General features: G+C 70.0%; 16 protein-coding genes and 2 pseudogenes. 9 read left to right on the top strand and 9 right to left on the bottom strand.

The features are described 5' to 3' along the window. Positions 1-13: 13 nt before the first annotated feature. Entirely contained in the window at positions 14-319 is a 306-nt protein-coding gene (locus G7Z13_RS26115) for an antitoxin (protein ID WP_166002662.1), read from the top strand. 198 nt (positions 320-517) lie between these two features. Here G7Z13_RS26115 and G7Z13_RS26110 read toward each other — a convergent pair whose 3' ends face one another. From G7Z13_RS26110 to G7Z13_RS26095, 4 genes and pseudogenes are all read right to left on the bottom strand, one after another. Beyond that, the gene (locus tag G7Z13_RS26110; protein WP_166002661.1) at positions 518-1312 is read right to left on the bottom strand and encodes a class III extradiol dioxygenase subunit B-like domain-containing protein; all 795 of its coding nucleotides are present in this window, start codon (positions 1310-1312) and stop codon (positions 518-520) included. Positions 1313-1390: 78 nt separating this feature from the next. Then, positions 1391-2908 (bottom strand): tRNA (N6-isopentenyl adenosine(37)-C2)-methylthiotransferase MiaB, encoded by a 1518-nt coding sequence (gene miaB / locus G7Z13_RS26105; RefSeq protein ID WP_166002660.1) that lies wholly within the window; start codon positions 2906-2908, stop codon positions 1391-1393. Positions 2909-3063: 155 nt separating this feature from the next. Continuing rightward, positions 3064-3720 (bottom strand): response regulator transcription factor, encoded by a 657-nt coding sequence (locus G7Z13_RS26100; protein WP_166002659.1) that lies wholly within the window; start codon positions 3718-3720, stop codon positions 3064-3066. Continuing rightward, positions 3717-4666 (bottom strand): annotated as a pseudogene (locus tag G7Z13_RS26095) (histidine kinase). Before G7Z13_RS26095 ends, G7Z13_RS26100 begins: the two are co-directional and overlap by 4 nt. A gap of 261 nt (positions 4667-4927) precedes the next feature. Here G7Z13_RS26095 and G7Z13_RS26090 point away from each other — a divergent pair. Next, entirely contained in the window at positions 4928-5413 is a 486-nt protein-coding gene (locus G7Z13_RS26090) for a cation:proton antiporter regulatory subunit (protein ID WP_166002658.1), read from the top strand. Between the two features lie 4 nt (positions 5414-5417). Beyond that, positions 5418-6650 (top strand): cation:proton antiporter, encoded by a 1233-nt coding sequence (locus G7Z13_RS26085; RefSeq protein ID WP_240926348.1) that lies wholly within the window; start codon positions 5418-5420, stop codon positions 6648-6650. 109 nt (positions 6651-6759) lie between these two features. Here the strand turns inward: G7Z13_RS26085 and G7Z13_RS26080 are convergent, their stop codons facing one another. After that, the gene (locus G7Z13_RS26080; RefSeq protein WP_166002657.1) at positions 6760-7164 is read right to left on the bottom strand and encodes a MazG nucleotide pyrophosphohydrolase domain-containing protein; all 405 of its coding nucleotides are present in this window, start codon (positions 7162-7164) and stop codon (positions 6760-6762) included. An 86-nt stretch (positions 7165-7250) separates the two neighbouring features. Between G7Z13_RS26080 and G7Z13_RS26075 the strand changes: the two genes are divergently transcribed. Continuing rightward, complete coding sequence (locus G7Z13_RS26075; protein WP_166002656.1) at positions 7251-8441, top strand: TAXI family TRAP transporter solute-binding subunit; 1191 nt, start codon at positions 7251-7253, stop codon at positions 8439-8441. Between the two features lie 36 nt (positions 8442-8477). On the opposite strand, the gene G7Z13_RS26070 is transcribed toward G7Z13_RS26075, so the two are convergent. Together G7Z13_RS26070 and G7Z13_RS26065 are read right to left on the bottom strand one after the other, a co-directional pair. Further along, positions 8478-9869 (bottom strand): HAMP domain-containing sensor histidine kinase, encoded by a 1392-nt coding sequence (locus G7Z13_RS26070; protein WP_166002655.1) that lies wholly within the window; start codon positions 9867-9869, stop codon positions 8478-8480. Between the two features lie 9 nt (positions 9870-9878). Next, the gene (locus G7Z13_RS26065) at positions 9879-10565 is read right to left on the bottom strand and encodes a response regulator transcription factor (RefSeq protein WP_166002654.1); all 687 of its coding nucleotides are present in this window, start codon (positions 10563-10565) and stop codon (positions 9879-9881) included. A gap of 288 nt (positions 10566-10853) precedes the next feature. Between G7Z13_RS26065 and G7Z13_RS26060 the strand changes: the two genes are divergently transcribed. The 4 genes from G7Z13_RS26060 to G7Z13_RS26045 all read left to right on the top strand — a co-directional run bounded on the left by G7Z13_RS26060 (position 10854) and on the right by G7Z13_RS26045 (position 14220). Further along, positions 10854-11630, top strand: coding sequence for an amino acid ABC transporter ATP-binding protein (locus G7Z13_RS26060; RefSeq protein WP_166002653.1), 777 nt, complete (start codon positions 10854-10856; stop codon positions 11628-11630). A 73-nt stretch (positions 11631-11703) separates the two neighbouring features. Beyond that, a complete protein-coding gene (locus tag G7Z13_RS26055; protein WP_166002652.1) occupies positions 11704-12546 on the top strand; it encodes a glutamate ABC transporter substrate-binding protein in 843 nt (280 codons plus the stop codon). 85 nt (positions 12547-12631) lie between these two features. Continuing rightward, on the top strand, positions 12632-13306 hold the full coding sequence (locus tag G7Z13_RS26050) for an amino acid ABC transporter permease (protein WP_166002651.1): 675 nt from the start codon (positions 12632-12634) through the stop codon (positions 13304-13306). Further along, positions 13303-14220 carry an amino acid ABC transporter permease gene (locus G7Z13_RS26045; RefSeq protein WP_166002650.1) on the top strand — a complete coding sequence of 306 codons (918 nt, stop codon included), beginning with the start codon at positions 13303-13305 and terminating at the stop codon, positions 14218-14220. The genes G7Z13_RS26050 and G7Z13_RS26045 overlap by 4 nt, the downstream gene beginning before the upstream one ends. Before the next feature lie 162 nt (positions 14221-14382). On the opposite strand, the pseudogene G7Z13_RS26040 reads toward G7Z13_RS26045, so the two are convergent. Continuing rightward, a pseudogene (locus G7Z13_RS26040) lies at positions 14383-14995 on the bottom strand (transposase); the annotation flags it as partial. 177 nt (positions 14996-15172) lie between these two features. Then, complete coding sequence (locus tag G7Z13_RS26035; RefSeq protein WP_166002649.1) at positions 15173-15505, bottom strand: hypothetical protein; 333 nt, start codon at positions 15503-15505, stop codon at positions 15173-15175. A 1464-nt stretch (positions 15506-16969) separates the two neighbouring features. Here G7Z13_RS26035 and G7Z13_RS26030 point away from each other — a divergent pair. Further along, positions 16970-18631 carry an FAD-dependent monooxygenase gene (locus G7Z13_RS26030; protein ID WP_166002648.1) on the top strand — a complete coding sequence of 554 codons (1662 nt, stop codon included), beginning with the start codon at positions 16970-16972 and terminating at the stop codon, positions 18629-18631. The last annotated feature ends 138 nt before the right edge of the window (positions 18632-18769 follow it).

Here is an 18769-nt window from a genome sequence, read left to right as displayed (position 1 = left end):
GGAAGGTGGACCCATGGGTCTGTTCGACAATCTCAAAGCCAAGATCAGCCCGGCCAAGGACAAGGTCTCCGGCCTCGCGCAACAGCACGGGGACAAGATCCAGCACGGTATCGACCGTGCCGCCAAGGTCGTCGACGAGCGCACCAAGGGCAAGTACAGCGACCGGATCCAGTCCGGCTCCGGCAAGGCCAAGCACGCCATGGACCGGCTCGCCCACAAGGACGACACCGGGCCCGGAGGCACCACCGGCACACCGCCGGCCACTCCGCCCGACACTCCGCCGGGCACTCCGCCCAGCACCCCGCCGCCGGCCTCCTGAGGCAGTCGGCGTCACCGCACGACGGAACACCGCACGACCGAGCGGGACGACGCGGGCCACACGAGGGCGCGCGACCCGCAGTGGCCGATTGGCCGCACTACCCGCAGTACAAGCAGGACAGGCACGACAACGCATACGGCGGACGGCCGCGGAGCAGCAGGCTCCCGGCCGTCCGCCGTTTGCGGAACCGCACGCGGCCTACGACCAGGCGGCCACCAGATAGCCCACGCCGTACGGCGCGTCCTCGTACAGCAGCGCGCCGCTGAGCCCCGCGTCCTCGGCGGCGCCCGCGAGCACCTGCCACGGCGCGCGCCCCGAGGCCTTCAGTTCTCGGGCCAGCCCGGTGTCGAGCGCCTTGAGCGCCGCGACGTCCGCCGCCCCCAGCGCACGCGCGACCTCCGCGTCGAAGGGCGCCGCCCGCTCGTCCAGATAGCCCGGCGCCTTGACCGTCCGGCACGCGCTGGCGTCGCCCATCACCAGCAGCGCCACTCTCCCGGCCTGCCCCGCGATGTCCCTTCCGATGTGGATACACCGCTCGGCGTCGAGCGGTTCCGCCACCGCCAGTCCCTCGATCGGGGCATCGGACCACCCGGTGCGCTCCAGCAGCCAAGCGGCGACCGCCAGCGACGCCGGCAGCTCGCGCTCGGGCGCGGCGGCCTGCTCCCGGCCCAGGCGTACGCCGAGATCGACACCGAAGCCACGGAAGGACCCCGGCGTGCCCTCCGGGAACGACCGGACTCCCGCGTACGGCGTCGCGGACCCCGTGTACGGCCCCTCGGCCGGCGCGTGCGGTCCACCGGCCCCGGGGTCCGGGCCGCGGTGGCCGTCTCCGGCGGGCCCGACCACCACCAGCCGGTCGGGCCGGGCGGCGGCGAGCACCCCGAGGGCGTCCGTGCAGGCGGCACGCGCGGCGTCCAGTTCGGGCGCGGCACCCGCGGCGACCGCGGGCACCAGCAGCGGCGGGCAGGGGCATACTGCGGCGGCGACAAGCATGATCGGCAGCGTAACCCCCGCGCGCCGCGGCGGCTCACCGCGTCCGTCCGCGCGGTCGACGACCGTCCGGACGGATCGTCAGTCGCAGCCGCAGGCGCCTGCCGTGGCGGCCGGCAGCGGCTGCGGCACGCCGATCTTCGGCAGGCCCAGCATCACGCCCGCCGGCTTGGCGGCCTGCGCGGCGTTACGCTTCTCCCAGGCGTCCCCCGCGCGGGTGCGGCGCACGGCGAGGACGGGGCCTTCGGCGAGGAGGTGGTGCGGGGCGGCGTAGGTGACCTCGACGGTGACCACGTCGCCGGGGCGCACCTCCTCGTCCGGCTTGGTGAAGTGGACCAGGCGGTTGTCGGGGGCGCGGCCGGAGAGGCGGTGCGTGGCGCCGTCCTTGCGGCCCTCGCCCTCGGCGACCATCAGCTCCAGGGTGCGGCCGACCTGCTTCTTGTTCTCCTCCCAGGAGATCTCCTCCTGGAGGGCCACCAGCCGCTCGTAGCGCGCCTGGACGACCTCCTTGGGGATCTGGTTGTCCATCTCGGCGGCCGGGGTGCCCGGGCGCTTGGAGTACTGGAAGGTGAAGGCCTGGGCGAAGCGGGCCTCGCGCACCACGTGCAGGGTCTGCTCGAAGTCCTCCTCGGTCTCGCCGGGGAAGCCCACGATGATGTCGGTGGTGATCGCGGCGTGCGGGATGGCCGCGCGGACCTTCTCGATGATGCCGAGGTAGCGCTCCTGGCGGTAGGAGCGGCGCATGGCCTTCAGGATGGTGTCCGAGCCGGACTGGAGCGGCATGTGGAGCTGGGGCATCACGTTCGGCGTCTCGGCCATGGCGGCGATGACGTCGTCGGTGAAGTCGCGCGGGTGCGGGGAGGTGAAGCGCACCCGCTCCAGGCCCTCGATCCGGCCGCAGGCCCGCAGCAGCTTGCTGAAGGCCTCGCGGTCGCCGATGTCGGAGCCGTACGCGTTCACGTTCTGGCCGAGCAGCGTGATCTCGGAGACGCCCTCGGCGACCAGGGCCTCGACCTCGGCGAGGATGTCGCCGGGGCGGCGGTCCTTCTCCTTGCCGCGCAGCGCCGGGACGATGCAGAAGGTGCAGGTGTTGTTGCAGCCGACGGAGATCGACACCCACGCGGCGTACGCGCTCTCGCGCCGGGTCGGCAGCGTGGAGGGGAACGCCTCCAGCGACTCGGCGATCTCGACCTGCGCCTCCTCCTGCACGCGCGCGCGTTCCAGCAGGACCGGCAGCTTGCCGATGTTGTGCGTGCCGAAGACGACGTCCACCCAGGGCGCCTTCTTCACGATGGTGTCGCGGTCCTTCTGGGCGAGACAGCCGCCGACCGCGATCTGCATGCCCGGCCGCTTGGCCTTCTTCGGGGCGAGGTGGCCCAGGTTGCCGTACAGCCGGTTGTCGGCGTTCTCCCGGACCGCGCAGGTGTTGAAGACGACGACGTCCGCGTCGCCGTCCGAACCCTCGGGCGCGCGCACGTAGCCCGCGTCTTCCAGCAGACCGGCCAGTCGCTCGGAATCATGGACGTTCATCTGGCACCCGTAGGTGCGTACTTCGTATGTGCGGACGCCCACGGTCTGGCTCTGGTCGATGCTGCTCATGGGACAAGGGTAGGCGGTCGGCGGACGTGGCTCGGGCCGCCTGTGGACAACCGGCCGGGGAGGCGCCGGTCACCCGGTCGGCGGGGGCCGTGGCCACTCGCCCGGCGAGGCCGCGGTCGTCCGCTCACGCGCGCCGAGCCAGACGACCGGTCGCCTCACGGCTCGATCAGGCCCGCGCGTATCGCGTAGCGGGTCAGTTCCAGGCGGTCGCGCAGGCCCAGCTTGTGCAGCAGGTTCGCGCGGTGGCGTTCGACGGTCCTGGCACTGATGAACAGCAGCTCGGCGATCTCCTTGGAGGTGTGGCCCTCGGCGACCAGCTTCAGGATCTCCTCCTCGCGCTCGGTGACGGGCCGCCGTGGCAGCCGGCCGTCCCCGCGGTGGAGGCGGTCCAGGTAGGCGCGGACGAGGGCGCGCTCGGCGCCCGGGTAGACGAACGGCTCGTCGCGCATGGCCGCGCGGCACGCCTCGACCAGGTCGCGGTCGGCGACGGACTTCAACACGTAACCGCAGGCCCCGGCCTTCAGGGCCTCGAAGAAGTACTGCTCGTTGTCGTACATCGTCAGGATGAGGATGCGCAGTCCGGGCAGCCGGCGCGACAGCTCGCGGGCCGCCTGGGGGCCGGTCATCCGGGGCATGGCGACGTCCAGGACGGCCAGGTCGACGTCGCCCGCACGCGCGCGTGCCACGGCCTCCGCGCCGTCCCCGGCCTCCGCGACGACCGTCAGGTCCGGCTGGGCGTCGAGGATGAGACGTACGCCACGGCGTACGAGGGTGTGGTCGTCGGCGAGCAGGACGCGCGCCGGCGTGGTCATCGGGCTTCCGGGGTACGGCAGGGGATCCGCATCTGCGTACCGGCTCCGGGCGCGGGTCCGAGGCTCAGTTCCGCCCCGATCAGCAGGGCACGCTCTCGCATGCCGCCGATGCCCGCGCCCTCCCGAACGTCCGCCGGCAGGCCCTTGCCGTTGTCGCGGACGAGGAGTTCGACGCCGTCGGGAGCGGGCGCCAGGCGCAGTTCCGCGCGGTCGGCGCCGGAGTGCCGGGCGGTGTTGGTGAGCCCTTCCTGGACCACCCGGTAGATCACGAGTTCGGTTTCCTCGGTCAGCGGGGGCAGTCCGCCGCGCACCTTGTGCCGCACGGTCAGTCCCTGCGCGGTGAACTCGCCGGCGAGCGCGCGCAGGGCGCTGGCGAGGCCCAGCTCCTCCAGGACGCCGGGGCGCAGCCGACGCGCGATCCGGCGTACCTCGTCCAGTCCCGCGCGGGTGACCTCCTGGGCCTGCCCCACCTCCTGGCGCAGGTCCTCGGGCGCGCGGTCGGCGACCCGCTTGAGCTGGAGCAGCACGGCGGTGAGGGTCTGGCCGACCTCGTCGTGCAGTTCCCGCGCGACGCGACGGCGTTCGCGTTCCTGTGCGGACAGGGCGCGGGCCGCGCTGGTGGCGCGCTCGGCCTCCAGGCGGTCGAGCATCGTGTTGTACGTGGTGATCAGCCCGGCGGTCTCGGCGGGCCCGGCGACGACCGCGCGGGCCCCCGGCCGCAGCAGGTCCGCCGCCGCCATGGCCCGGCCCAGCCGTTGCAGGGGGGGGCGAGTCCGATGCGGAGCACGACCGCGTTCCCGGCCAGCAGCGCCGCGAGGCCGACGAGGACCACCAGCGCCTCGCCGGGCAGGACGGGCGTGGACACGGTGACCGGGCCGAGGAGCAGCGCGGCGGCCATGGCCAGGCCGACGGAGTTGAGGGAGAAGATCCGCCAGAACAGCGACACGCTTCCCGCTCCGTCCGGTCCCCCTCCGTCCGGTCCCCCTCCGTCCGGCCGTGCCCGGTCCAGCCTTGCCGCCGCCCGCAGCCCGCGTATATCCGTGACAACACCCATGTCGTCACCGTACGGCCGGGTGACAGCATGACCGGCGGGAGTCCCCCGTCACGAACGGGGGACTCCGGGTCGTACCGCCGAGCGAGGTCCGGGGCCGGCCGCCGAGCGCGGCGAGTACGGCGCACGGGCCCAGCGAAACAAGAGGGAAGAAACGTGTCCGCTCCACGCCTGAAGGCGACGCCGCTGCCGGGTATCGGGGTCCAGTACGACCTCGTCACGCGTGAACAGCGCCATCTGTCCGTGGTCGCGCACCGGGACGGCGCCCGGACGGTCGCCGTGTACCGCGCGGACGACCCCGACTCGTGCGCCCAGTCGCTGCGGCTGACCGGTGCCGAGGCGGGCGCGCTGATCGACGCGCTGATGCCGGCGCACCACAGCACCAGCCTGCTCTACACCACCGACCTGGGCCTGGTGGCCGAGCGGATCGAGGTGGCCGCGACCTCGCACTGGAACGGGCGGGTGCTCGGCGAGACCCGGGTGCGGACCGAGACGGGCGCCTCCGTGGTGGCGGTGCTGCGGCGGGCGGAGGCGATCCCGTCCCCGGCGCCGGACTTCCGGCTGGCGGGCGGTGACATCCTGATCGTCATCGGCACGCGGGAGGGCGTCGACGCGGCCGCCGCGATACTCGGACGGGAGTGAGCGCGTGCACTCCGCAGTCCTGTTGATCGAGTTCGGTTCCATCATCCTGGGGCTCGGCCTGCTCGGCCGGGTCGCCGCTCGGTTCCGATTCTCCCCCATACCGCTGTATCTGCTGGCGGGTCTGGCCTTCGGCGAGGGCGGGCTGCTGCCGCTCGGCGCGAGCGAGGAGTTCATCGCCACGGGCGCCGAGATCGGCGTGATCCTGCTGCTGCTGATGCTCGGCCTGGAGTACACGGCGAGCGACCTCGTCTCCAACCTCAAGGCGCACTACCCGGCCGGTCTGGTGGACTGCGCGCTCAACGCGCTGCCGGGCGCCGCGGCGGCGCTGCTCCTCGGCTGGGGACCGGTCGCCGCCGTCGTGCTCGCCGGGGTCACCTGGATCTCCTCCTCCGGGGTCATCGCCAAGGTGCTCGGCGAGCTGGGGCGGATCGGCAACCGGGAGACGCCGGTCATCCTCAGCGTGCTGGTCCTGGAGGACCTGGCGATGGCCGTGTACCTGCCGATCGTCACCGCGCTGGTCGCCGGCGTCGGCCTCGCCGCCGGGAGCGTGACGCTGGCCATCGCGCTGGGCGTCGCGGGGCTGGTGCTCTTCGCGGCCGTGCGCTACGGGCGGGTGATCTCGCGGTTCGTCTCCAGCGACGACCCGGAGAAGCTGCTGCTGGTGGTGCTCGGTCTGACGATCCTGGTCGCCGGGGTCGCCCAGCAGCTCCAGGTGTCCGCGGCCGTGGGCGCCTTCCTGGTCGGCATCGCGCTGTCCGGGGAGGTCGCGGAGGGCGCGCACACCCTGTTGAGCCCGCTGCGGGACCTGTTCGCCGCGGTGTTCTTCGTCTTCTTCGGGCTGCACACCGATCCGGCGAGCATTCCCCCGGTGCTGCTGCCCGCGCTCGCGCTGGCCGTCGTCACCGCCCTGACGAAGATCGCCACCGGCTACTGGGCGGCCCGGCGGGCCGGGATCTCCGTCAAGGGACGGTGGCGGACGGGCGGCGCGCTGGTGGCGCGCGGAGAGTTCTCGATCGTCATCGCCGGGCTGGCGGTCACCGCGGGCATCGAACCGGCGCTGGGCCCGCTGGCCACCGCGTACGTCCTGCTGCTGGTCGTCCTCGGACCGCTCACCGCGCGGTACACCGAGCCGGTGGCGATGTGGTGGACCCGCCGCCGCGCGGCCCGCGCGCGGACCGCGGCGGCCGTCCGGCCTGCGGACGAGGAACAGCGGGCGCAGGCGCCGGTCGGCGACTGAGACGACTCCCCCTCGGCGGGTGGACGACTGCGAGGCGTCCACCCCCGAGCGGGCCGATAGGGCTCCCTCGACGCTGGGGATGACTCAACAGGCGGACGGACGGAAGCTCTCAGGCCCCCTGCGCCCGCCACCCCTGGCGCCGCAGTACCGCCGCCACGTCGGGCTTCTCGTAGTGCTCCCCCTTGAGGACCTTGCCGTCGGCCCTGCGGACGACGGTGCCGTCGGGGCCCAGCTTGGTCATGTTGGAGCGGTGGATCTCGGCGATCACCTGGTCGAGGTCGATGCCGTGGACGAGGGCGGTGCCGTACGCCACGTAGACGACGTCCGCCAGTTCGTGCGCGAGCCGGTCGAGCGGGCCGTCGACCGCGACCTCGGCGACCTCCGCGGCCTCCTCGGCGAGCAGCGCCCCTCTCTGCGCGGCCAGTTCCGGTGAGACCGCGGTCGGTGTCGTACGGGCGTCGAGGCCGAAGGCGAGGTGGAACTCACGGACCAGGTCGGCGGGCGAGGAACTCATGCGTCGACTGTAGCGGCTGCCTCCGACACCACCGCCTGTGATTCCGGCCCTGGTCAGGCGGGCTGCGGGCTGGCAGGATCGCCCGCATGTCCAAGCTGTTCCCCCGCACCGGCCGGCGCCGCCTCCTGCAGAGCGCGGCCGTCGGTGTCGTGGCTCTCGGGCTGCTGCTGTGGTGGCTGCTGCCGCTGGAGGAGGAGCCACCGCGCGGGACGGTCACGTTCAGCACGGGCACCCGCGCGGGCGTCTATTACGAGTACGGCGACCGGCTGCGCAAGGAACTCGCCAAGGACATGCCGGGCCTCAAGGTGGAGCTGCTCACCAGTGACGGCTCGCAGGAGAACGTCGCCCGCGTGGCCACCGGCAAGGCGGACTTCACCATCGCCGCGGCCGACGCGGTGGAGACGTACAAGCTCGGCGGCGAGGGCGCCGACCGGCTGCGCGGGGTCGCTCGTCTGTACGACGACTACGTGCAGCTCGTCGTCCCGCCGCACTCGGAGATCGAGTCCGTGGCGGACCTGCGCGGCAAGCGGGTCGCCATAGGGCTCCCCGACTCGGGGGTGCGGCTGATCGCGACTCGGCTGCTCAAGGCAGCCGGCATCGATCCCGAGAAGGACATCACGCCGTACCCGGACGGCATCGACACCGGTCCGAGGAAGCTGGGCACGAAGCTCGACGCGTTCTTCTGGTCGGGCGGACTGCCGACGGACGGACTGCGCAAGCTCACCAGGACCGATTCGTTCCGGTTCATCCCGATCGCTCCCGATCTGGTCGCCAAGCTGCACAAGCAGCGCGCCGCCACGCGGTACTACCGCGCCACGAACATGCCCGAGTCGGCGTACCCGACCATCCAGATGGGTCAGGCCGTGCCGACGCTCGCGGTGTCCAACCTGCTCATCACCCGCACGGACATGGATCCCCGGCTGACCGAGTGGCTGACCCGGACCGTCATCAAGAGCCGCGACCGCATCGGCGCGCACGTGCACTCCGCCCAGCTGGTCGACCTGCGCACCGCCGCCGCCGACGCCGCCCGCATCCTCGGCGCGCTCGGCGCCGGCGGGCTGCTGCCGCCCGGCCCCGACGTGCTGGCCACCGTCGAGTTCCTCGGCGAGCACGGCATCCCCGCGCTCCCCGGCGGGCGCTACCTCGCCCAGGCCGTCGACCCCGCCGACCACGCGCGCGTGCTGGCCGCCCGGCCCGAGCTGGTCGACGGCATCTACACCGACCCGCTGACCCTGCACGAGGGCGCGCGGCGCTACTACCGCTCGGTGAAGCCGTAAGAGCCTCGGCGGAGCGCCCGCGCGGTGCCCCCTTTTTCACGCCGCCGGCCCGCTCCTGGGCACGGTCACCGTCACCTTCAGCCCGTGCGGCTCGTGGTGGTCGTACGTGATCGCACCGCCCGCCGAGGCGAGCAGCGCCCGGCTGATGGACAGGCCGAGGCCGGAGCCCTTGACGTTCTGATGGCGGTTGCTGCGCCAGAAACGGTCTCCCACGCGGGTCAGTTCCTCGTCGGTGAGGCCGGGGCCGCGGTCCGCGACCACGACGGTCGAGGTGTCGCCGTGGGACGCGACGCGGACCTCCACCAGCTCGCCCGCCGGGGTGAACTTCAGCGCGTTGTCGATCACCGCGTCCAGCGCGCTGGAGAGGGTGACCGCGTCGGCCCAGGCGGTGGTGGCCGGGCAGTCGGCCACCAGCCGTACGCCCTTCGCCTCGGCGGTCGGCGCCCAGGCGGCGACGCGCTCGGCGGTGAGCGCGCCGATGTCGGTGAGGCCCAGATTGGCCTCGGCGTGCTCGGCGAGCGCCAGGTCGAGCAGGTCGTCCAGGACCTGTGCGAGGCGCTTGCCCTCGGCCTGGACGGAGGCGATCTCCTCGTTGCCCTCGGGCAGTTCGAGCGCCAGCAGCTCGATGCGCAGCAGCAGTGCCGCGAGGGGGTTGCGCAGTTGGTGGGAGGCGTCGGCGACGAAGGCGCGCTGCTGCTCCAGGACGTTCTCGACGTTGTCGGCCATCTCGTTGAACGACCGGGCCAGCCGTCTCAGCTCCGGCGGCCCGCTGGCCACGGCCACCCTCGACTTCAGCCGCCCGGTGGCGATGTCGTGGGTGGTGGCGTCCAGGACGCGGACGGGCCTGAGCACCCAGCCGGTGAGCCGGAGCGCGGCGCCCACGGCCAGCAGCATCGCGGCGGTCTCGCCCGCGGCGATGACCAGCCAGCCGCGCAGGATCCGCGACCTCATCTGGCCGGTCGGCGAGTCGGTGACCACCACGGCGACGACGTCGCCGTCCCGGATCACCGGCGAGGCGACGACCAGACGGTGCCGCTGCCAGGGCCACACCTGCTTCGGGTCGTGGCTGCGGCGGCTCAGGAACGCCTCGTCGACGGCGGCCCGCACCTCACCCGACCGAGGGAGCAGCCAGTCGTCGGGCGCATGAGCCATGGGGATGTCGTCGTGGTAGAAGACACCGGCACGAATGCCGTAGACCTTGTGGTAGCTGATCAGTTCGCGTCTCAGTGTCTCGCGGCGCTCGTCGCGCACCGTGGGGTCGGCGGTGACGAACTGGGCGAGGGCCGCGAACCGCGCGGTGTCGTCGATCCGGTCGACGACGACCTTCTGCTGCTGGGCCGCCGCGAGACTGACGGCGAGCGGGACGCCGAGCGCCAGCAGCACGGCCGCCATCAGGACGATGAGCAGCGGCAGAAGACGTGTGCGCACCCTGCCCCGCTACGCGTCCGGGGCGACGAGCCGGTAGCCGACGCCGCGCACGGTCTCGATCAGCGCCGGCATGCGCAGCTTGGCCCGCAGGGACGCGACGTGCACCTCCAGGGTGCGGCCGGTCCCCTCCCAGCTGGTCCGCCAGACCTCGCTGATGATCTGTTCCCGCCGGAAGACCACGCCCGGGCGCTGCGCCAGCAGGGCGAGGAGGTCGAACTCCTTGCGGGTCAGCTGGACGGCCGAGCCGTCCACGCTGACCTGGCGGGTGGGCAGGTCGATGCGGACGGGGCCCAGGTGGACGGCGGTCTCGACGGGGCCGGTGGCGTCCTCGTGGACGGTGCGCCGGCTCACCGCGTGGATCCGCGCGAGCAGTTCCCCGGTGTCGTACGGCTTGACCACGTAGTCGTCGGCCCCGAGGTTGAGGCCGTGGATGCGGGAGCGGACGTCGGACCGCGCGGTGACCATGATCACCGGTGTGGCGGTGCGCTTGCGGATCTTGCTGCACACCTCGTAGCCGTCCTGGTCGGGCAGGCCGAGGTCGAGCAGGACGACGCCGAAGCCGGGGCCCTCGGGCACCAGGGCCTGCAGTGCCTCCTCACCGCTGCGCGCGTGCGTGACGTCGAAGCCGTGCCGCGCGAGGACCGCGGACAGCGCGGTGGCGACATGGTTGTCGTCCTCGACGAGGAGCAGTCTCATCCCGGCCCCCTTCGGTTCATCGGCTGGACGGATCGCGCGGGTACAAACGCGTGCACGCGCGCGGGTGCACCAAGGCAGTCACGCCGATGGATGACGACGGCGTCAAGAGGGTTCCGGTTGTGCGGCCCCGAAGTTATCCGGCCGATACGCGCGCAGGTCACAAGTGCTACGACAGGTGTCCGATTGCTATCGGATCGTGATGCTCAGATTCCCCTCAGATGTAATGACGCAGGTCGCGTAGGGTTATTAGTGTCCTCCGAAACCCGAGGAGGACGGAGCCAGCAAGCGATGACCGAAGTATCGGTGGCCAAGGAAGGTTCGGCCGCGACCGGCGAACTGGTCGTCCTGAAGAGCGTCAACAAGCACTTCGGCGCGTTGCACGTACTCCAGGACATCGATCTCACGATCGCCCGCGGCGAGGTCGTCGTGGTCATCGGGCCCTCCGGGTCCGGGAAGTCCACCCTGTGCCGCACCATCAACCGCCTCGAGACGATCGACTCCGGCACGATCACGATCGACGGCAAGCCGCTGCCCCAGGAAGGCAAGGAGCTGGCCCGGCTGCGCGCCGACGTCGGGATGGTGTTCCAGTCCTTCAACCTCTTCGCGCACAAGACCGTGCTCGAGAACGTGATGCTCGGCCAGATCAAGGTCCGCAAGGCGGACAAGAAGCAGGCCGAGGAGAAGGCGCGCGCCCTGCTGGACCGGGTCGGCGTGGCGGCGCAGGCGGACAAGTACCCCGCGCAGCTCTCCGGCGGCCAGCAGCAGCGTGTCGCCATCGCGCGGGCTCTGGCCATGGGCCCCAAGGTCATGCTCTTCGACGAGCCGACGTCGGCTCTCGACCCGGAGATGATCAACGAGGTCCTGGAGGTCATGCAGCAGCTCGCCCGTGAGGGCATGACCATGATCGTGGTCACCCACGAAATGGGATTCGCGCGATCGGCAGCAAACCGCGTGGTGTTCATGGCGGACGGCCGCATCGTCGAAGAGGCTGCGCCCGACCAGTTCTTCAGCAACCCGCGTAGCGACCGCGCCAAGGACTTCCTGTCGAAGATCCTGCACCACTGACCGGGCCAGTCACCTCCGCGACGAGCCGCGTCACCCGCAACGACGGCTTCCCATCACACAAAGGATGTTCACTATGAAGCTCCGCAAGGCCACCGCCGCGGCCGCTGCCGCCCTCGTCCTCTCCCTGACCGCGACGGCCTGTGGGGGCGACGACGGCGGAGATGAGAGCGGTTCGGGCTCCGGTGGCGGCGACAAGATCACCATTGGTATCAAGTTCGACCAGCCGGGCCTGGGCCAGAAGACGCCACAGGGCTACTCCGGCTTCGACGTGGACGTCGCCACGTACGTCGCCAAGGAACTGGGCTACGACGCCAACCAGATCGAGTGGAAGGAGGCGAAGAGCGCCGACCGCGAGACCATGCTCCAGCGCGGTGACGTCGACTTCATCGCCGCCACCTACTCGATCACCCCGGAGCGCCAGGAGAAGGTCGACTTCGCCGGCCCATACCTGCTTGCCCACCAGGACGTTCTGCTGCGCGCCGACGACAACTCCATCAAGTCGCCGGAAGACCTCAACGACAAGAACCTGTGTTCCGTGACCGGTTCGACCTCGGCACAGAACGTCAAGGAGAAGCTGGCGCCGAAGGCCAACCTCCAGCAGTACCCGACCTACTCGGCGTGCCTGAGCGGCCTGCAGAACAACGCCATCGACGCGCTGACCACGGACGACTCGATCCTCGCTGGCTACGCCTCACAGGACAGCTTCAAGGGCAAGTTCAAGCTCGGCGGCTTCAAGATGACGAACGAGAACTACGGGATCGGCGTCAAGAAGGGCAGCGACCTCAAGGCGAAGATCAACACTGCCTTGGAGAAGATGGTCTCCGACGGTGCGTGGGAGGAGGCAATGAAGAAGAACCTCGGCCCGGCGAACTACAAGAACGAGCCCGCCCCGAAGATCGGCGACATCAAGAGCTGATCCACTCCAGATAACGCCCCGCGGGTGCGTCGTCCCTTCAGGGCGGCGCACAGGGGCCACCTGACACGCGGAAGCGCGGGAGATCGTGTTCGACTTTCTTTCAAACTATGACGACCCGAGCCTGCTGGGAGCCTTCTGGCTAACGGTGCAGCTCGCCGTCTACTCGGCCATTGGCTCCCTCATCTGGGGAACGGTCCTTGCGGCCATGCGGGTCGGCCCGGTGCCTCTGTTGCGCGGTTTCGGTACGGCGTACGTGAACATAGTGCGGAATATCCCGCTGACGGTGATCATCCTGTTCACGTCGCTTGGGCTGAATCAGACGCTGAGTGTCAAGCTCGGTGCTCAGGACTTCGAAACCATCAACTTCCGGCTTGCCGTGCTGGGCCTGATCGTCTACACATCGGCCTTCGTATGTGAGGCGCTGCGCTCCGGCATCAACACCGTGCCGGTCGGCCAGGCCGAAGCTGCCCGCGCGATCGGGCTCACCTTCACTCAGGTCCTGACGCTGGTCGTGCTGCCACAGGCATTCCGCTCTGTGGTTGGCCCTCTCACGAACGTTCTAATCGCACTGACGAAGAACACCACGGTCGCGGCTGCGATCGGTGTCGCCGAGGCGGCACTGCTGATGAAGGAAATGATCGAGAACGAGGCGCAATTGCTGCTCATCTCGGCGATCTTCGCCTTCGGCTTCGTGGTCCTGACACTGCCGACCGGTCTGATCCTCGGCTGGGTAGGCAAGAAGGTGGCGGTGAAGCGATGAGCTCGGTCCTGTACGACGCCCAGGGTCCCCGCGCCAAGCGACGGAACGTTCTCTACACAGCGATCTTCCTGGCCGGTATGGCAGCCCTACTGTGGTGGGTGTACAACGCCCTGTCCGACAAGGGACAGCTCGAGTGGGCCAAGTGGGAGCCATTCTTCTCTTCGTCCGAGGCCTGGGAGACGTACATCTGGCCGGGTCTGCAGAACACGCTCAAGGCATCGGCGCTGTCTATGATCATCGCGCTGCCGCTCGGTGCGATCTTCGGCATCGCCCGCCTGTCCGACCATGCCTGGATTCGCGTACCCGCCGCGGTCGTGGTTGAGTTCTTCCGCGCCATCCCCGTCCTGATCCTGATGATCTTCGGGCTGGCCTTGTTCTCGGAGTACACCAACATCAGCTCCGACGACCGACCTCTGTACGCGGTCGTCACCGGTCTGGTGCTGTATAACTCGGCCGTGCTCGCGGAAATCGTGCGGGCCGGAATCCTGGCACTGCCCAAGGGCCAGTCCGAGGCAGCCATGGCGATCGGGCTGACCAAGCGCCAGATGATGCAGCTGATCCTGCTGCCGCAGGCCGTCACCGCGATGCTGCCCGCGATCGTCAGCCAGCTCGTGGTGATCGTGAAGGACACCGCACTCGGCGGTGCGGTGCTCACCTTCCCGGACCTGCTTGCCGCGGTCAGTCCGATGAGTTCGTACTACGGCGCGAACACAATCGCCAGCTTCACGGTCGTCGCCGTCCTCTTCATCGTGATCAACTTGGCCCTCACCTCATTCGCGAGCTGGCTGGAACGCCGACTGCGGCGCAGCAAGAAGAGCACCGGCGCGGTCCTCGGCACAGAGGAAGTGGACGATCTTAACGCCGCCGAGGCGGCGGGCACTCACGGGACGGAGGCTAGGGGGCCGAAGATCTGACGGAGGCAATGGGTGAGGGCGGCGTTGGCCTGACGCGTCTTGCAGAAGGCCGTGATCAGGCAGCCTGCGGCTGGCGGTTGGCTTGTCGGATCATATGGCAAGAGCGAGGTTGTGCATGCGGGCGACGGCCTGGACCGCCGTGGCCGTGCTGCCGGCAGTCGCGCTGGAGGCGACGTCCAGGCCGAGGGCGCGTTGTCCGTCGGCGTTGACGCCGACCGCGATCAGGGCGTGCACGTTGATGATCCGACCGCCCTCGCTTCTGGGTAAGCGCGTCCACCCAGACGAACGCATGGGGTGGGTCCCGCGTCCAGCGGCCGGTTACGGAAGGCGGTGGCTTGCTGGTCCAGGTGCCGGGCCATGGCCGAGACCTGCGACTTTGGCAGCTGTGTGACGCCGAGGGACTCGGCCAGTTTCTCTATCCGGCGGGTGGACACGCCAAGCAGGTAGGCGGTGGCGACCACCGAGATCAGGGCCTGATCGGCCCGCCGTCGGCGTTCGAGAAGCCAGTGTGGGAAGTAACTGCCGGGCCTGAGCTTGGGGATAGCGAGTTCGACGGTGCCTGCCCTCCTACCCCACTCGCGGAAGCGTTAGCCGTTGCGGTGGTTACTCTCTCGTCGCTGACCTGCCCCTATTCGGCCTTGCAGAGGGCGTCGGCCTCCGCAGACATGAGCGCGTCGGCGAACGTCTTGACCATCGCGCGCAGCAAATCGGGACTCGTCGCTGCGAGGTTCTCCCCGGCGAGGGCGTGCAGGGGCAGACTGTCCGGTGCGGTCATCGTGCTGATCTCCGCCGAGCTCTCGACAACTCGGGGATCAACCGGTGGCCGTTCTTCTATCTCACTCCAACGCCGGGGCAATCACCCGGATCAGGTGGGAGTCCGTACGCCACTTCTCAGGACGCAGCCGGGAACGGCCCGCCGAAGAAATCGGCGGGCCGCCACCGTAGGGTGAGGCTAGCCCCTTGTCCACTGACCGCCGGTCTCGACATAGGTGAGCGGCGGGCAGGAGACGATGGACAGCCCGCTAGACTTCCAGACCGCCGCATCCCGCTCAACCTTTGGGCCACCGTTAAAGGGGATGCAGCGCACCCACGCCCGGTACTGTCCGCCATTGCTTTTTGTGCAACTCATGTACCAGCCGTTGTCGTACAAACCGTCGTAGCACCCGGTCGGGTGGGCCATGACGGATACGTCACCCCCAGGGACCGCATTGGCTGCACCTTGGAGTCCGAGGGAGAAACAAGCCGCCACCCCCATAACAGCAGCTTGCAGCTTCAACTTCTTCATTTTCCACTGATCCTTTCTCGATCGTACCTGCTCTACCTCAGGTGGACTTGGTCCAATAGCCTGCGTACACCGCCTTGGAGTCTCCCTGGCAGTACGCGAAGGATCGCCCTGTCTTCTTCCACGGCCCGTCGTAGTCAACGATCTTGCCGTCCGGGAACTTGCACCCCACAGTGGCCGCATACGAGCCGCCGTTGTTACTGGAGCAGCTAGCGACCGAGCCCCAGTAGCCGGGTATCTCGTAGTGGCAACCGCTGGGATGTGCTGCGGCTCCGAATTCAGTAGCCGATGCGGACGCACCGGCACTGACCGCGAAGAGGCCAGCCAGCAGCACTCCAAGTGCCGGCGCGGCGGCTCCCCTAGTGAATCTCTTACGCATTTCCCCTCGTTCCACTCTTCAAGAGCGACGGTCAAATTTCGGCTCCGGACGATCAGAACAATCGCAACTATCGATCACATCCGGCAATGAAATTGAGCGAGATTTGAGCAAGGGTAGGCTTTATTCGGCCATCACATCTGCCGACTCGCCCTGTCGACCTTTATGAGCCACCACAAGCAATTTTGCATTGGCAATGACAAGAAGCCGCAGATCGGACCTAAATCGAACCGCATCAATTTGCAGCTGCTAGCCGACACATCCGTGGCTTATGCGGCAGCGAAGAAGAACTGGCCCGAGGCTGTTGTCCTCGTGCAGCAGGTAGCGGATGCGAACCACGCTTCCAAAGAGGAGATAGACAACTGGCTGGATACGCTCGACAAGGTCTTACCGTGTCGAATGTGGCGCGCCAGTTGCTTGATGCTGTTGCCGCAGCGAAAAGGTCGGCCGATCGCTGTCATCGATCTCGGGACACGCAGCACTTGTCGGCCTCGATGCAGGAAGTGTTGCGGATGGGGGCAGTAGCCGCGCTGGTTGAGGGCGTGGTGTGAGGACGTCCGGCGATGGTCAAGGGCCCGCTCAAGGCCCAGACGCGCCGACGGGTCTTTTGAGGCGAGTTGGTCCCAGCGTCGGGCTCGGCAATGCATCGGCAGGCTGCGCTTGAGATCGGTGTTGACCTACTGTCGGGGCCCCGCGTCCAACGACCGGCCGACGAGCCCCAGGTTGCACAGCCGGTGATCGAGGACCGCATACCACACTGCTTGCTGTTCGGGCTCTGACAGTAGCTGATGCTGGCACGCCCGATTCCCTTTCGGGCGCGCGGCAAAACCCTCCCGCTCGCCACTCGGTCACCAGTTGTCCGTCTGCGTGAGATTAGAGGCATCCGCGGCACCGGCGCCGGAGGCGCCATCTGAGGGTGAGCCAACCACCTTCAGTGACACGAGGGGCAGTGGCATGATCGCCACTGCCCCTCGTCACTTGACGCAAGCACCCGCAATAGGTTGCATACTTTCTGTGATCGTGCACCCTGCTCCAACTTCCTGTTCACTCACATCCCTCAGGACACCGTCACGGGCAGGGGGCGCCGCGCCGTGGACCCGGTGATCATCGTCGGAGCGGGGCCCGTCGGGCTGACGCTCGCCCTGGCACTGGCGCGTCAGGAGGTGCCGTGCGTCGTCCTCGACGAGGGCCCGGGCAAGGACGAACCGCGCCTGGCGCGCACCGTCGCCCTGCACGAGGACACCGCCGCGCTGATGTCCCGGCTGACCGGGACGGCACTGGACGAGGCCGGCGCGCACTGGGCCGGATGGCGGTCGATGCGGCGCAAGCAGGTGATGCGCGAGATCACGTTCGGCGAGGCCCCGGAGGACGACGCGGAGGACGACGCGGCCCCGGTTTCCCCGCTGCACATCGCCCAGCACGTGCTCACGGACGCCCTGCGCGCCGCACTGGCGCGGGAACGAATCGTCAAGATCGTCGCGGACAGCCGGCTGGACGCCGTGGAGCAGGAACCCTCGGGCGTCACCGCGCACACCCGCGGCGCCCAGGGCACCTGGTGGCGCGGCAGTTACCTGGTGGGCTGCGACGGCCCCCGCTCGACCGTGCGCAAGCTCCTGGACATCCGCTTCCCTGGCCGTACGGCGGTGGAGCGGCACGCCGTGGCCGCGCTGCGGGCGGAACTTCCGTGGCCGGGTCAGGCGTTGCTCCACCGGATGCCGCCGTGGCGGTCGTCGGGGCCCTCGGCCGGGGAGGTGACCGCCCGCCCGCTGCCGGACGGTGTCTGGCGGCTGGACTGGCTGCTGCCGCCCGGCAAGGACCTGGTCACGCCCGAGCTGCTGCTGGCCCGCGTCCAGGAGACCCTGACCGGCTGGACGGGCGAGGCCTCACCGTCGTACGAACTGCTGGACACCGGAGTGCACATCGTCCACCACCGGCTGGCAAGGCGCTGGCGGGCGGGCCGGGTCTTCCTCGCCGGGGACGCGGCGCATCTGCTCGGCGCGCTCGGCACCCAGGGGCTGGACGAGGGGCTGCGGGACGCCGACAACCTCGCCTGGAAGCTGGCGCTGGCCTGGCACCACGGGCCGCACGAGGCGCTGCTCGACAGCTACCAGGCCGAGCGGCGCGCGGTCGTCGCCGCCCGGCTGCGCGCCGCCGACCAGGCGTTGCCGCAGGTGCGCGGCGGCAAGGGCCTGCGCTCGTACGTGCCGGGCGCCGCCCGCGGTCATGACGCGCTGCTCACCGACGGCCACCTGGGCAGCGGCCCGCTGGGCGCCCCCGGCGGCTATGCCGACTCCCCGCTCGCGCCCCGGCACATCGAGGCCGAGGTCCCGGTCGCCACCCCGCCGGGGGCACCGGTCACCGATGTCGTGGTCACCGCGGAGGACGGCTCGTTCGTACGGCTGCGCGACCGGCTGGGCCGGGGCGCGCTGCTCGTCGTGCTGATCGCGCCCGGCACCGGCGTGTGGGAGCGCAAGCACTGGGCGACGGCCGGGATCATGCCCCGGCTCGCGGCCGCGGTGTCCGCCCTGCCGCACCCCGCCGAGCTGCTGGTCGCCGAGAGCTACCCGGGCGCGGCCGCCCACACCGTGCTCCTCGTCCGGCCCGACGGGCATCTCGTCACGGCCCTGAACGGGGTGCGCCCCGCCGACCTCTACGCGGCGGCCGAGGCGACGCTCGGCGGCCCGGCCCAGGCCGGCGGCGGAGGCGGGACGCGAGCCGGGGTCCAGGCGGAGGCCGGGGCGGCCTCGCGCTGAGGGCGAAGTATGCTCACGGTCACCGTGTGTCCACATGGTGACAGCGAGTTGACCCGTCCGGACCGGCATGGTGTACTCCGGATCGTGACCGACACCTGCGTGCGCCTGTGGCGACGGGTCCATATGGACCTCGTCCGT

The organism is Streptomyces sp. JB150, from assembly GCF_011193355.1.
GTDB lineage: Bacteria > Actinomycetota > Actinomycetes > Streptomycetales > Streptomycetaceae > Streptomyces.
Note: the sequence above shows the minus strand (reverse complement) of the source record. Positions and strands in the feature narration are given on the sequence as shown.